Raw genomic sequence first — 13667 nt, 5'->3', positions numbered from 1 at the left:
AGTGTCTCGTGTGTCCAAGATCAGGGGTCAAGCCCCTGTCTTCTTCTCTGTCGCCTTCACCATCGCCTACTGGCTGATCATGTGGGTAGGAGCCGGCTTCATCCTCGGTGCGCTGTGCAGGGTGCTGCCTGGGCGGCGTGGCCCGGTCAAAGCCATCCCGCTCACACTGGCCTATGCGCTGCCTGTCGGCCTGAATGCCTCACTATCGTGGCTCACCCAGGAGAGCACCGCGAATCTGTCCCCGTCTGTGTTGGCCATGCTGCTCGTCCTCACCGTCACCGGCATTGTCATGGAGGTCGATACTTTCCGGGGCGAACGGCGCTACTGGCAGAGTCGTGTAGGGCTGCTTCTGTCGATCTATCAGATGCGCTACTTGTCCCTTCAAGTCGCCTACCTCGCAGCACAGGTCATCGCGATGATCAAATCTGGCAGTTCTTCGCCGAGCCCTCCCTGGCCCCCGGCCCCGACAACATCAGCAAGTGACGCAGCAGCATGCGGCAGGATGGACGTATTCGCCGTACCACGAAAAGTGGGTAAGGCGTCAAAGCCAGCCGCCGTCGAGCAAAGCTGGTAACCCGTCACCGCAGAGCGTTGCGCGGCACCTTCCTCCACGCTGCACCTCCCCGGCCGCACCAGGCGGGCGCGGTGGCCGGCGCGCAGTTCGTCGTGGCCGAACCGGAACACCTCGTATCCCCGGAACTTCAGGTCACGGTCGCCGGCCATGGTCGCGGCGTACTGCCCGCTGTCTGGCACGGCTCCGCCGACGCGGGTGAAGTGCTTGCTGCGAAACAGCAGCAGGAGCAGGCGGCAAGCCATGCCGCCCTCAGGAGCCGGCAGTTGCGGCGTAGCCAGCCAATTCGCCGGCCAGGCGTTGCATCACCGTGCGGTTGGCGCGTCGTATGGTGGCCCGGACGACAGGTGCGAGCAGGCGGTCGGCGAGCGGGGTGCGGGTCCAGGCGTAGGTGAACTCCACGTGGCTCCCGCCGGTTCGCGTAGGTTCGATGGTGTAAGTGCCGTGTGCCAGACGTCGGCCGGCCGCACTGACGTTCCGTTCGACGATGCGCCGCGGCGGCTCTGCCTCGACCACCTCGATGGTGACGTCGGTCTTCGTGCCGCCCAGTGCGGCGGTGACCGTGGCGCAAGATCCGATGCCGCGGCCGGGGCCGCTGTAGCGCCAGTTGGTCAGGTAGTGGTTGGTGAATCGCTCGTGGTGAGCGATGACATCGAGGAAGTCGTAGACCTGCTCGGGCGTCTGCGGTACGTCGATCGACACGGTGACAGGCTTCATGTACCGCACGGTACACAGGGCATGTACCAATTGGTACACTCCTGCAGTGGTGGATTCGGCCGACGCACATCCCGACCGTGAGGCAGCGCCCGGCAGGGGCGGGGACCGGCGTACCCAACTGGTGAACGCGGCCGTCGACCACGTCGCGGCACACGGCATCACCGACCTGAGCCTGCGTGGCCTGGGCGCCGCGATCGGCGTCAGTCACCGCATGCTGATCCACCACTTCGGCTCCAAGGAACACCTCCTCGTCGAGATCGTCCGCACCTGCGAGCAGCGCCAGCGTGATCTGCTGTCAGGGCTGGACCTGCAGCCCGGGCTCACACCCATCGACGCTGCGCGTCTGCTGTGGCAGCAGCTGACAGACCCCCGGCTTGCCAATCAGGAACGGCTCTTCTTCGAGATCTACGCACAGGCACTACGGGGCCGGCCCGAAGCCGTCCCCGCCCTCGAAGGACTCGTCAACGACTGGCTGGAACCACTCGCGGCCGCCGAGATCGCCACAGGGACCGACCCCGCCCTGGCCCGCAACCGCGCCAGGCTGGGACTCGCCACCGTCCGCGGACTGCTGCTCGACCTGCTCGCCACCGGCGACCACGACGGCGTCAACGCCGCGATGGAGGACTTCCTCCAGTTGTACTACGGCACGGAGTGACCAAGCAGCCAGTAGAGGGCGACGGGTCCGATCCGGGGATCAGCTCGGTCCCTTGCCAGGTTGCGGCCCTTGGCCTCATGGGGGCGCCCGATACGTCGGGGCGCGGCTACCAGTCCAGGTGTGCGGCGAGGAAAGGCGTGTGGTCGGGTGCGGCCTTGCGTGCGCCGAGGATGGCCCTCGCACTTTCGCCGACGGGGATGCGGAAGGGTGCCTTGTCGCCCTGGGCGATCGTCGCTGTCACGACGTCGGCGACCTCTTGGACGGAGACGGGTGCCGCGCGGAACGGGCCGAGTCTGTCCAGCAGGGGGCGGTAGGGGTTGCTGTCGTCGAGGTGGACCTGGGCGCGCTCGGCGCCCCCGGAGGTCACCGCGGGTGGCTGCACGACGTGCACGGACACACCGAAGCGGCCAGTTTCGATGGCGAGGACCTCAGCGAAGGCCTCCAGGGCGTGCTTGGTCGCGCTGTAGGCGCCGATCAGCGGGATCACCAGGCGGCCCTGGATGCTGGACATGAAGATCAGCTGCCCGCTCCCGCGCCGGCGCATCTGGGGCAGGAGGCCCTGCGCGACGCGCAGGGCTCCGAAGGTGTTGAGCTCGAACAGGTCGCCGAGCGCGGCGAGCGGGATCGTCTCCAGCGGTGCCCGCACGGTCGCTCCGGCGTTGCTGACCAGGACATCGACGTGGCCGGCCTCGGCCAGCGCCTGGTCGACCGAGGCCTGGTCGGTGACGTCGAGTGGCAGCTTCTGCGCCGCCGGCAGGTCTTCGAGCATGGTCACGTCGCGGGCTGTGGCGATGACCTCGTGGCCTTGTTCGTGCAGCGCTATCGCGGTGCCCTTCCCGATGCCCCGGGACGCGCCGGTGATGAGTACACGAGCCATGGATGGAACCCCTCATTTCCTGGCGGGCGGCCCGTGGTGGGCGGCACGCAACGAAAGGCCTCGCCGATCGGCTGCGGTTGCCGTTCACGCGACACCAGATGCTATGTAGGTCAACATACATAATTTGCTGGCGTCAAGAATGCGGAGGCCGACCCGGCGGGGCGCGGGCACCAGCGCGGTCTGTGCTCTCACGCGCGGGCCGGGCTTCTGGGGGGTTTCAGGCGGTACGCGGTCACCGCAGGGCAAGGGCGTGGCGGCCGGACACGCCAGGGTGCGGGGACAACGCGTGGTGGCACTTGAGCGGCCCGCCCGTCGGGGTGGCGGGCCGGGCCGGTGCCGGCGGGCTTCAGGTGCGGACGCGGTCGGCGCTCTTGGGAGACACGCTCACGGCATGGCTGACCAGTACGGCGCGTACCGACTCGTAAGGAGTGGGGCTGCGCAGGGCGCGGGAGGTGATCATCGCTCCCTCGATGCCCGCCATCACGGCGTCGGCGAGCACTCTCGCAGGGGCGCGCTCGACGCCGAAGGCGACGAAGTGGAAGGCCAGCCGGTCGGTCATCTGCGAGAAGGCACGGCGGCCGGTTTCGGCGATCTCGGCCGAGTCCTGTGTGGCGCCCTCAGTGATCAGTGGGGCGACGGCGCAGCCTCGCCCGTAGTCGCTGGCGATCATGCCGTCGCGGCCCAGTTCGACGTAGAGCTCGATCAACCGGCTCGCGGAGGTGGCCTGTCCGGCGGCACGGTCGATGATCTCGACCTGCTCGAAGGCGTGGGCTTCGGCGGCTTCGATCGCCAGCTGCGTCTTGCCTCCGGGGAAGTGGAAGTAGACCGAGCCGCGGGAGGTGCCGCTGAGCTCGAGCACGTCGGAGAAGGCCGTCGCGTTGTAGCCGCGCTGCCGGATCAGCTGCTTGGCGGCCTGCACCATCTTCTGCTTGGCGTCCGTTCGCCTTCCCACTCCCGCATCCTCTCCACGTAGCATGTATGCTGACCTACATAGTATCTGTACAGGGCGATAAGCCCAAGAGCGCAGCCACCTCGATCGAGGAGGAGCCTCTCGTGCCTTTCGTTGAAATCTCACCGCCGCCCCCTGGCCGGCCTGCCGCCTGCCTCGAGGCAGTCTGGCGGGCGGCGCACGAGGCACTGTCACCGAACGGTGCAGGAAGCCCGGCCCGAGGACGACTTCCCGCTCGTCCACCGGCACGACCCCGGCGACATGGTCTTCAGCCGCGACTTCCGGTTCGGCCCCCGCCGCGAGGAGTGGATCGTCGTGTTCATCATGATGACCTCCACGCTGCCGCAGGCCCTCGGATCGGGGCGAGCATGATCGCGAAGATCCATGGCAGCCCCGGCCGGCGCGGCCGCGCCATGACGGTCACCCGCCAGGTCCTGCACGCCTGACGAGCCCCACTGCCTGCGGCTCACCGAGCCCGGGCGGCACAACAAAGAGCAGACCGGTCTCGGACAGGTGGAGCAGACCGGTCTCGGACAGGGATTCATCATGACCACCGATCTCATTCACTTCGACGCGAGCGAACTCGCCGAGCTGATCCGCACCGGGAAGGTGTCTTCCGCCGAGGTGGTCCAGGCGCACCTCGACCGCATCGAGGCCGTCAATCCGCGGCTCAACGCCATCGTCACGCTCGCCGACGGTGCGCTGAAGGCCGCGAGGACGGCGGACGAGGAGCTCGCGGCGGGCGGGGACGTGGGGCCGCTGCACGGCGTGCCCTTCACGGCCAAGGACTCCTTCGACACCGCCGGAGTGCTCACCCAGCGCGGTTCGCCGATCTTCGCCGGGCGCATCCCGGACACCGATGCCACCGCCGTGGCGCGCATGAAGCGGGCCGGAGCGATCCTCCTGGCCAAGACCAATCTCCCGGAGTTCTCGTACTGGGTGGAGTCCGACAACCTCCTGACGGGCAGGACGAACAACCCCTGGGACCTCAACCGCTCCTCCGGCGGTTCCAGCGGCGGGGAGTCCGCGGCGATCGCGGCGGGGATGTCGCCGCTGGGACTCGCCACCGACCTGTCCATCTCGGTACGCGGGCCGGCGGCCGACACCGGGGTGGTGTCCTTCAAGCCCACGCACGGGCGTATCCCGATGACGGGGATCTGGCCGCGCGAGCCGCGCCGTGACTGGCATGTCGGTCCCATGGCCCGCAGCATCCGCGACCTCGCACTCGCGTACGGGCTGCTGGCCGGCCCCGACGGCGCCGACGGCTTTGCCACCGCCCCCCGCGAGTTCGACGCCGGCCTGGGCGCCTGGCCGGACCGGCCCGTGCGCGTGGGCTGGCTGGTCGACTCCGGACTCGGTCCGACCGACGCAGAGGTCGCGGCAACGGTGCGGGCGGCCGCCGACGCCCTGCAGACAGCCGGAGTCCAGGTCGACGCCGTCAACATCCCGGCCCTTGAGCGGGACAACCCCCTCGAACTGTTCAACCTGCAGCACGTCATGGAGGTGAAACCGGCCTTCCGCCAGGTCACCGCAGGGCACGAAGACCAGATGTTCACCTACTCCAAGACGCTTGCCGGCATGCCCGACACGTCCGTGGAGGACTACGTCCGGGCCGAACAGGGCATCGAGCGGCTCCGGGACGGATTCGCGGAGTACTTCCACCACTACGACATCCTGCTGCTCCCGGTGACAACGATCCCCGCACACCAGCACCAGCTCGGACAGTTCACACTCAACGGCCAAACCGTCGGTCCCTTCCACGTGTCGTCCACGACCGTCCCGTTCAACCTGACGGGACTGCCGGCCCTGTCCATGCGGTTCGGCACCAGCAGCGACGGCATGCCGATCGGCGTCCAGCTGGCGGCCACCTGGCACGCAGAGTCGACGATCCTGCACATCGCCTCGCTCCTGGAGACACTCAGCCCGGTCCGCGACCAACACCCCACCCTCTGACAACCGGCGAACCAACCCCCACCACCACACGACGGGCCCCACCCCAAGCGGGTGCCACGTCGCCGGCTGGAGCACGAAACAGCCACACACCAGCGACCCGCCCCCCCCTAGCGGACAGGCGTGCACGCAGGACTGCGGTGACGCCGGCGCCGAAGCGGCGGTCCGTGCCGTCGGCACCGGCGACCGGGCCGCCCGCGGGGGGCCTTGCTGCAGGCGACGTGAAGCCTGTCCGGCCACCTCCGCCGCATCGGCCTCCACGGTCCCATCGGCGGGGACGGAGACGGCCTCGCGCCCGGCGGTAAAGGTCGTAGGCTTGCGTTAAGCAAGTCTGGAGGTGCGAGATGCCCGGGCCCCACCGCGGAACCGCCGATGGACCGTGTCCGATCGGACGGGCCGCCGACATCCTGGGCGACCGGTGGACGTTGCTGATCATGCGCAATGCCACCATCGGGATGACGCGCTTCGACGAGTTCAAGGCCGAACTGGACATCGCCGACAACGTCCTGTCCAACCGTCTGCGGCAGCTCGTCGAGTCGGGACTGCTCGCGCGCGCCCCCTACCGGCCCGAGGGCGGCGGCCGGACCCGCGAGGAGTACCGGCTGACGCCGGCGGGTGAGGACCTGCTCCCCGTCCTGCACGCCATGATGGTGTGGGGGAACAGCCACAGCGAGTCCGCGCCACCGACACAGCCGATGCGTCTCGTGCACAGCGTCTGCGGGCAGTCGTTCGAACCCGGCCGCCGCTGCCCGCGCTGCCGCAAGCGGGTGCCGCGCTCCGAGACCGCCTGGGTCAGGCCCTGGCGAAGCGACCTCGCCCAGGTCCTGGGCGCCGCCGGAACCCCGTGAACCACCCCCGCAATGCCCGAAATGCTGGCTTTTGTTGAGAGAGTCCGTCCCGCGTCCTAGACTGGCTCCTACAAGACAAGCCAGAAGGGAGCCGGTCATGGTCCACCACACCACGACGACGCACCCCACGATCCGCGCACTCCCCCGCTCCGTCACCCGCCTGGAGATCCCGGCCGGAACGAACTACAAGCAGTTCCGGGCCCGCTTCGAGCAGGCCGTCCCGCCGCTGGACTACCGGCGCACCTTCGAGCTGGTCACCGAGCGGGCTTCGTGGAGCGCCGTACGCCAACTCGCGGACGAGGGCGCACCACTGGGGTTCATGATCTACTGGAAGTTCGACGCCCAGCCACTGTTCGGCGTGGCCGGCGACCAGGCCCGCTGCACCGAGTACCTGATGGGCAATCACACCATCGCCGAGCGCATGTACCGGCACGATGCCGGGGCCCTGATGTACGCGCCCCTGCGCACCACGATCCACGAATCCCCCACAGGCGAGGCGGTCTTCGCCATCGACCGACCCAGCGACACCGTCGCCGCGCTCGGCCGGCCCGAGATCACCGACGTGGGACGCGAACTGGACCGCAAGGTCGGCGCACTCCTCGCCCACCTCGGCGCCCCCGTGCCCGACGAACTGACCTGACCGGCTGGCAAAACCCCCGAGCAATCGGCCCGGCCGCACCGGCGGCCGACCCCGGCATGCAGCGCGTTCGCAGCCGCGGTCACCCAGCTCTCGCGAGCGCAGCTCGACCGATGGCACCGGCCGTGCGAGGCTCCCGCAGACTCGGAGAACGGCACGGTCCGCCCGGCCGCGTTCGACCAGCGGTCCCAGGCCCGCCAGGTGTTCCTCCGCGTCCGGTCGCCGGCCTCCCGGGTCCGGACCCTGGCCGAGCCGAGCGTGTTCACCCACGACCTGTGGTCGTCGGCCCCGTGACCCTGTGCCGTCCGGGCCCCCCTCCCGGCGGTCCCGCCCTGCGCCGCGGCCCGCTCGCACAGCCCGATCAGACCGCGCCCCGCACACCCGCCCCGCCGACCGCACGGCCACACCGAGATGAAGGTTCACAATGCAGTAAAAGCCGCAAAATGCACCACCGGCCGCAGTACCGTGGAGACCTGTCCCAGCGCGCAGCCCCGCGACCAGTTCTGGAGGAGGCCCGCATGGCAGATCGACTCGACATAACATCGCTGGCTCCCGGCGATCGCGCGGACGCGATCCGTGAATTCTCGTGGTCCATCAACGGCCGTATTGAGGTGGACCTTCCCCCGGACCCACATCACCTGAGAGCCAGCGCAACCACCAACGCGGTGGGGTCGGTGAAAATCTCGGAGATCGGCTGGAACGTGGCCCGCCTGCGCCGTGCCACCGCCTCGGTGGACGAGGACATGGTGCCGCACGTTCTCGTCCATCTCCAGGAAGCGGGGGTCTCCGCCTTCCACCAGGGAGGAAGGCAGGGTGTGATCCGGGCGGGAGAACTCGCGGTGCTCGAGAACGCGAAGCCCTACGAGGTCCTTTTCCACGGCACGATGCATTCGGTCCTCGTACGCGTTCCCACGCACGTCCTGGGGCTGCGGCCGTCCCTGCTCGACCAGGTCACAGCTGTACGACTCAGTTCGCAGCGCCCAGTCGTGGGTGCCACAGCAGCGCTTTTCACCCGGCTGGCCCGTAACCGGGCCGCTGTCGGCGAGGCTGAGACCGCCCTGTTCGCGCAGCCCTGTGTCGACCTGATCCGGGCTGTGGTCAGCATGATCCCAGGCCGTGACGATCTGGCCAGAGCGCCTCTGAACAGCACACTTCTTCTCCGTGTTCAGGAATACGTCCGCCTCCATTTGGCGGAATCCGACCTGACTGGGGCACGTATCGCCGCCGAGCATCATGTTTCCGTACGCCAGCTCTACCTGACCCTGTCCCGGGCGGGAATCAGCCTCGGCGAGTGGATAAGGACGCAGCGCCTCGAAGAGTGCAGGAGAGAACTCGCATCGCCCGTGCATCAGTTCTTGACGATCGAGGCGATCGCCCACCGGTGGGGGTTCGCCAGCGCAGCCCACTTCAGTCGGGTGTTCAAGGCGGCGTACGGTGTGAGCCCCCGCGAGTTGCGGTGGGCCACATGCGGCAGGGAGACCGGACTTCCATCGGCAACGGTGCCTTCCCGCCCGGGAACTCCGGCCTGATCTCCCGGACCGTCACCGGACCCGAGCGGCGGCGAAGAAGGAGCCGCCCGCCAGAGCAGGCCAAAGCCGCGAGACACCCGCCCCCAAGCCCCGGGCACTGCCGCAAGCAAGAGGCAGGAGTGGCCACCGCACGACGCTCACCCCGTCGGCCCACGTCGCACACGGCTGCACGGCGGGAAGCCCGCAGTCTCCGGTTCGCACAGCTGCGGATACCCCACGGACCTGCCCGGACGGCCGTCGGCGATCCCGGGGAAATTTTATGGTGGACGCAGAGAGGGGCTCCCCGGAGCCTCCTGCCCCGGTCGCGTGCACGCGAGTCCGGGAACCGGATGCCTTCAGTCCCGTTCAGGAGGACATCGTGATCGAAGCATTCTGCACAGACATCCAACCGCCCGCCGAGCGGGCCGAGTACTGGAGGGACGCCGTCCATAAGGCGTTCACCCGGCTGGAGATCCGCACCCAGGGGCCGGCCAAGCTCCACGGGGCGATACGCCAGGCCTGCGTCGCCGGCGTCCAGGCCAGCTACCTGGAGGCGAGCCCGCAACAGATGGCACGCACCGCGCCGCTCATCGCCGCCGACGGCGACGGCTCGCTCATCGTGAGCCTGCAACGCACCGGCGGCAGCGTCGCGACCCAGGACGGCCGCGAGACAACCGTGGCCCCCGGCGAACTCGTCATCCTCGACAGCCGCAGGCCCTTCGCCTTGAATTTCAGCGGCCCGGTGCGGCACCACCTGGCCACGGTCCCACGACAGCTGCTGGACCTCCCCGACTCGCTGCTGCGCCTGGCCACCGGCCGGAACTACTCCCCCGGCAACGGGATCGGCGGGATCCTCGCCTCATACGTCGACGGGCTCGTGACGACCACGGAACACTGCATCTGCGCACAGGACGCGAAACGGTTCCTGCGCCAGGGCATCATCGACGTACTCACCGCCCTGATCGCCCTGGAAGGCACCTCAGGGGAACAGGCCGCGGTGGAGCGGACCCTGCTGCAGCGCGTCCGCGCATACATCCGCGCCCACCTGGACGACCCCGCGCTCTCCCCCGCGTCGGTCGCGGCCGAGCACCACATCTCCGTCCGCTACCTGTACCAGCTCTTCCAGGACGAGCCCATGACGGTCGTCCGGTGGATCCAGCGCCTGCGGCTGGACGCCTGCCGCCGGGACCTCGTACGGCCGGAGCTCGCGGGCCACACGGTGGCGGCCATCGCGCACCGGTGGGGCTTCGCCAGCCACGCGCACTTCAGCCGCACCTTCCGGGCCGTCTACGGCCACTCCCCCGCGCAATGGCGGCAGACCGGCATCCCGCAGGCCGTACCCCAGCGGGCGATCGGCCTACCAACCCGCCAACCCGGCAGGTGACGAACCCGTGGTCACCCGTAGTGCCCAGCCCCTCCTCGCCCGGCCTGTTCTGCCGCGGGGTTCACGCAGGAGGCAGAGGCGGTGAACCAGGAGGCGGTGACGGTGTTCGGCGGGCTCATCGTGCGCCGGCAGCGCCTGGGGTTCATCAAAGTCCGCCGAGGAACGACCTGGGACACGGCCACCGCGGGCACACAGGTGCCGGCCGATCAGGTCACCGACCTCGTACGAGACCCAGCCGTCCGGCGGTACGAGGAGCAGCCGGCCGTCTCCATCACCGCAGTGCTCGGGGACCGGGACATCACCGGGCTGGAGGCAGGCATCGGCGCGTAGCCGGCACGGCCAAGCGGACTGCAGGGGCGCCGCCTTGGAGGCCGGCCACCCCGTGGTGTCCGTCGTGGCCCGTGGCCTGGCGGCACAGCCACCGCCTGCACGGCAACCTCATCGAGAAGCGTCGGCTCCTGGCCGGCGCCCCGGGCGAGGCCGCCCCTGCGCGGGGCAGAGCCACGGCAGGACTCAGTCGGTGACACCCAGGCCGGGCATCGCAGTGCCATCCACGCCGAACCTCACGTGTGTCACCGGTCGTACTTGTCGGTGTACTGCGGCCCGTCCGTCTCGGCCTTGCATCCCTCACTGTTGGTGGGCATGCCGTGGGAGACCACGAGCGCGTAGGACTGCGGGACGAAGTCGCAGCCCTTGCCGGACCACTGGGACGCAAGGAACGTCCAGCCGACGGCAGCGGCGGCGAGCGTGTATTTCGTCTTGGCGTTCATACGAGATCACGCCTCGGTTACGTAGGGTAATCGTGACCCAACTAGGGGTTATGCGTAAGTATGAACGGATTGCGCTCATATGCGCACCCCGGCCTCGGGGACCGGCACACCCCAGGGCAGTCGCCGCACGGGCCCGGAAAGCCGTTGCCGCAGGTCAAGCCGCATGGTGGTACCCACCGAGGACGCCACCGAGGATGCGGGTGCGCAGGAGTCCGCGAACGGGTGGTTTCGTTCGTCTTCGCGTCGGCCTCCACTTGGGCGAGGGCCACGACATGGCCGTGGGTGACCAGCGGCAGCAGGTGCCTGCGCGCCAAGGTGGAACGCGCCCAGCCCCTGGGCGCTTTGCCGTCGAGGACAACCACGGCGCAGCCGCCCGGGCGCGGGCGCCGCCGGCTGCCCCGTGGTGGGTGGCGATGCCGGTGGCGGCGTGGTGCCGGCCGGCCGGGTGGGCGCCAACCGCCCGGTCCAGGGCATCACCGTCCACGGTGCCCCGCACGCGCCGGTCGTCACGGGCGAGGGGGTGCGCCGCCACCCGGGCAGAAGACGGCTGGTACCGAGGGCCGCCGGCAGTCCGCCCGAGGCCCTGGCACCCCATTCGACGTTCCTGGCAGCACTGCCGTAGGCGGTGGGCAGCTGCGGTTCCCGCCGCCGTAGGCGTGGCGCGGCCCACCCACCCAGTGCCGTCGGGCCGGCGTGGGACCGGCCCGGGCGTGCGTGGTCAGCGGATGACGCGCGGCGGGGTGGCGGTGCCATGCACCCGCTTGGCGTGCCTGGCGTACAGGCGCGGCGCGAGGAACGGCAGGATCAGCCGCGCGGGCGGCGGAGCCTCGGCAAGGACCGCTTTGACCACCTCGGGGTCGCCCTCGTACATCGCCATGCCGAAGGCGAGCGGCAGGGCCTTCTTCGGCACTTCGCTCATGCCGTGCTCGCCCAGCTGCTTCCACTCGGCCGCGGTGACGTACTTCTCGGCCAGGGGGAGGATCCGCTGCTCCTCCATCGCCATGTGCTCCAGCAGTGCGGCCAGCAGCCGGTCGAACGCCTCCGCGAGCTCGTGCCCGCCGTGTGCGGTGGACCGCCACTGCGGCAGCAGACGCAGCGCCTGGCTGTTGGCGGCTTCGATGGCGTGGTGCTGCTCCTGCATGAGCGGCACGATGGCCTCGGCCTCCTCCCCGCCCCGCTGCTGCAGCAGCGGCCACAGGATCACGTCCTCGCCCTCGTGGTGGAAGTGCAGGAGGCCGCACACGAGCTCGGCGTGGGCGCCGACGACCTCCGAGCGCTGGACGTCGTACGGCGCGACGTCCCGCACCAGTTGCGGGAGCAGGCCGAATTCACGCCGGATCATGGTGTGGGCCATGTACATGTCTCGCACATCGGCCATGGGTTCGTCGGTGCTCGGGTTCACGGGTCCTCGATCGCTGGTGAAACAGCCGGCCTCTGCGGCCGACGAAGAAAGCCTGATCGCGCAGGACACCGCGTGTATAGAACCTCGGCGCCAACAGGACCTGCCGGGTGGCGAAGGGTATGCGGCCGGGGTGTCGTCCTGCGGCACCACTGTCGCCCTGGCCGGACACCGCCGCTTCCGGATCGGGTCGCCATGCATCCGGCACCCGTGGCGAGAGGTGTCGTGGCCCAGGACGGTGCGCGGCTGCATGCTGCGGTGCCCGTCCGGGGGTACAACCGCATCCGCGCCGGGTCGGTCCGCCGACGGGGGCCAGGGCCAAGAACCGATACCACCGTCGCAGGCACAGCCGCCGCGCCGGCCACACCGCACGCCGCAAGCAGCCCGACGCGGGCTGCTTGCAGCGTGCGGCCGAAGGTCATCACCGAGCTCAGCGACCGGTCCACCTCACAGGCCCGGCCCACTCCTGCCACCGCAGCCATCTTGGACAGACCCAGAGGACCTGCACCGCCACCTGAGCCGGCGCAACGCCAACGCCAACGCCCTCCGCCGCCACCGCGAACCAACGCGCCCGCATCCGCCCAGCGGGGCCAGCGCTCGCCGCATCCGCGGCGAGGAGGGCATCCGCCGGAGCGGACGCCCTCTCGCAGCCGCAGCCCGAATCCCGGATGGGCCCGCGTGTCAGCGTCGCCAGAACAGGTGGTGCGTCACGCCGCTCGGGCTGGGCACGACCTCCAGGTGGAACCGGTCGAGCAGTTCCTCGGGGGACTCCCACAGGCGCAGCCCCGACCCGAGCTTCACCGGCGCGACCGCCACATGCAGGGTGTCGACGAGGCCGGCATCCAGGAACGCCCGGATGGTGGTGACCCCGCCGCCAAGCCGGACGTCCTTGCCCTGCGCCGCTTCCCGCGCCCGTTCCAGGACCGTGGCCGGGTCGCCGTCGACGAAGTGGAACGTGGTGTCGGAGAGCGTGAACGAAGGACGCTGGTGGTGGGTCATGACGAACACCGGCGTACGGAACGGGGGCTCCTGCCCCCACCAGCCGCGCCACTCATGGTCGTGCCAGGGCCCGCGCTGGGGCCCGAACTTGTTGCGGCCCATGATCTCGGCGCCGATGTTGCGTGCGAAGTCCCGCGTGAAGTAGTCGTCCAGGCCCCGGCTACCACCGGGGTCGGTACGATTCGGCCAGCTCGCCGTCGCGCCGGCCCAGCCGAACAGCCGCTCGGGGCGGTCACAGCCGAACGGCCGCTCCAGGCTCTGGTCCTCACCGGCACCGATCCCGTCACTCGAGACGTTGAAGTTCATCACTCTCAGCAGCTGATCCACGATCTTCCTCGCCAGGTCCTGTTCGTCTTCGTGTGCTGCAGGGCGCCCCACACCAAGTCGTCGGACACGACCCAGC

At 69.7% G+C, this 13667-nt stretch carries 15 protein-coding genes and 1 pseudogene; 10 read left to right on the top strand and 6 right to left on the bottom strand.

Annotated elements, in window-relative coordinates; genetic code table 11:
- The first annotated feature begins 10 nt into the window (after nucleotides 1-10).
- On the top strand, nucleotides 11-574 hold the full coding sequence (locus ACFV3E_RS35520; RefSeq protein WP_500538919.1) for a DUF6185 family protein: 564 nt from the start codon (nucleotides 11-13) through the stop codon (nucleotides 572-574).
- 249 nt (nucleotides 575-823) lie between these two features.
- Here the strand turns inward: ACFV3E_RS35520 and ACFV3E_RS35515 are convergent, their stop codons facing one another.
- Nucleotides 824-1288, bottom strand: coding sequence for an SRPBCC family protein (locus tag ACFV3E_RS35515; RefSeq protein WP_500538917.1), 465 nt, complete (start codon nucleotides 1286-1288; stop codon nucleotides 824-826).
- 46 nt (nucleotides 1289-1334) lie between these two features.
- Between ACFV3E_RS35515 and ACFV3E_RS35510 the strand changes: the two genes are divergently transcribed.
- Nucleotides 1335-1943, top strand: a complete 609-nt coding sequence (locus ACFV3E_RS35510; protein WP_500538915.1) for a TetR/AcrR family transcriptional regulator — start codon at nucleotides 1335-1337, stop codon at nucleotides 1941-1943.
- Nucleotides 1944-2049: 106 nt separating this feature from the next.
- Here ACFV3E_RS35510 and ACFV3E_RS35505 read toward each other — a convergent pair whose 3' ends face one another.
- Both ACFV3E_RS35505 and ACFV3E_RS35500 read right to left on the bottom strand, forming a co-directional pair.
- Nucleotides 2050-2820, bottom strand: a complete 771-nt coding sequence (locus ACFV3E_RS35505; protein WP_500538913.1) for an SDR family oxidoreductase — start codon at nucleotides 2818-2820, stop codon at nucleotides 2050-2052.
- Between the two features lie 346 nt (nucleotides 2821-3166).
- A complete protein-coding gene (locus ACFV3E_RS35500) occupies nucleotides 3167-3772 on the bottom strand; it encodes a TetR/AcrR family transcriptional regulator (RefSeq protein WP_500538911.1) in 606 nt (201 codons plus the stop codon).
- 198 nt (nucleotides 3773-3970) lie between these two features.
- Between ACFV3E_RS35500 and ACFV3E_RS35495 the strand changes: the two genes are divergently transcribed.
- From ACFV3E_RS35495 to ACFV3E_RS35460, 8 genes and pseudogenes are all read left to right on the top strand, one after another.
- Nucleotides 3971-4141, top strand: coding sequence for a tautomerase family protein (locus ACFV3E_RS35495; RefSeq protein ID WP_500538909.1), 171 nt, complete (start codon nucleotides 3971-3973; stop codon nucleotides 4139-4141).
- A 174-nt stretch (nucleotides 4142-4315) separates the two neighbouring features.
- Entirely contained in the window at nucleotides 4316-5722 is a 1407-nt protein-coding gene (locus tag ACFV3E_RS35490; protein WP_500538907.1) for an amidase, read from the top strand.
- A gap of 341 nt (nucleotides 5723-6063) precedes the next feature.
- Nucleotides 6064-6567 carry a winged helix-turn-helix transcriptional regulator gene (locus ACFV3E_RS35485; protein ID WP_500538905.1) on the top strand — a complete coding sequence of 168 codons (504 nt, stop codon included), beginning with the start codon at nucleotides 6064-6066 and terminating at the stop codon, nucleotides 6565-6567.
- A 97-nt stretch (nucleotides 6568-6664) separates the two neighbouring features.
- Nucleotides 6665-7207: a DUF302 domain-containing protein gene (locus tag ACFV3E_RS35480; protein WP_500538903.1), complete on the top strand. Its 543-nt coding sequence runs from the start codon at nucleotides 6665-6667 to the stop codon at nucleotides 7205-7207.
- Nucleotides 7208-7273: 66 nt separating this feature from the next.
- A pseudogene (gene kilB / locus ACFV3E_RS35475) lies at nucleotides 7274-7498 on the top strand (plasmid transfer protein KilB); the annotation flags it as partial.
- Between the two features lie 224 nt (nucleotides 7499-7722).
- Nucleotides 7723-8733, top strand: a complete 1011-nt coding sequence (locus tag ACFV3E_RS35470) for a helix-turn-helix domain-containing protein (RefSeq protein WP_500538901.1) — start codon at nucleotides 7723-7725, stop codon at nucleotides 8731-8733.
- 358 nt (nucleotides 8734-9091) lie between these two features.
- On the top strand, nucleotides 9092-10096 hold the full coding sequence (locus tag ACFV3E_RS35465; protein WP_500538899.1) for a helix-turn-helix domain-containing protein: 1005 nt from the start codon (nucleotides 9092-9094) through the stop codon (nucleotides 10094-10096).
- Nucleotides 10097-10177: 81 nt separating this feature from the next.
- On the top strand, nucleotides 10178-10426 hold the full coding sequence (locus ACFV3E_RS35460) for a hypothetical protein (RefSeq protein ID WP_500538897.1): 249 nt from the start codon (nucleotides 10178-10180) through the stop codon (nucleotides 10424-10426).
- Nucleotides 10427-10668: 242 nt separating this feature from the next.
- On the opposite strand, the gene ACFV3E_RS35455 is transcribed toward ACFV3E_RS35460, so the two are convergent.
- The 3 genes from ACFV3E_RS35455 to ACFV3E_RS35445 all read right to left on the bottom strand — a co-directional run bounded on the left by ACFV3E_RS35455 (nucleotide 10669) and on the right by ACFV3E_RS35445 (nucleotide 13591).
- Nucleotides 10669-10866, bottom strand: a complete 198-nt coding sequence (locus ACFV3E_RS35455; RefSeq protein WP_499508878.1) for a hypothetical protein — start codon at nucleotides 10864-10866, stop codon at nucleotides 10669-10671.
- Between the two features lie 718 nt (nucleotides 10867-11584).
- The gene (locus ACFV3E_RS35450; protein ID WP_500538895.1) at nucleotides 11585-12244 is read right to left on the bottom strand and encodes a hemerythrin domain-containing protein; all 660 of its coding nucleotides are present in this window, start codon (nucleotides 12242-12244) and stop codon (nucleotides 11585-11587) included.
- Between the two features lie 702 nt (nucleotides 12245-12946).
- On the bottom strand, nucleotides 12947-13591 hold the full coding sequence (locus ACFV3E_RS35445; protein WP_500538893.1) for a dihydrofolate reductase family protein: 645 nt from the start codon (nucleotides 13589-13591) through the stop codon (nucleotides 12947-12949).
- Nucleotides 13592-13667 lie beyond the last annotated feature (76 nt).

Source organism: Streptomyces sp. NPDC059718, assembly GCF_042733315.1.
GTDB lineage: Bacteria > Actinomycetota > Actinomycetes > Streptomycetales > Streptomycetaceae > Actinacidiphila.
The sequence above is the reverse complement of the archived record's forward strand: the minus strand, read 5'-3'. Positions and strand labels throughout refer to the sequence as shown.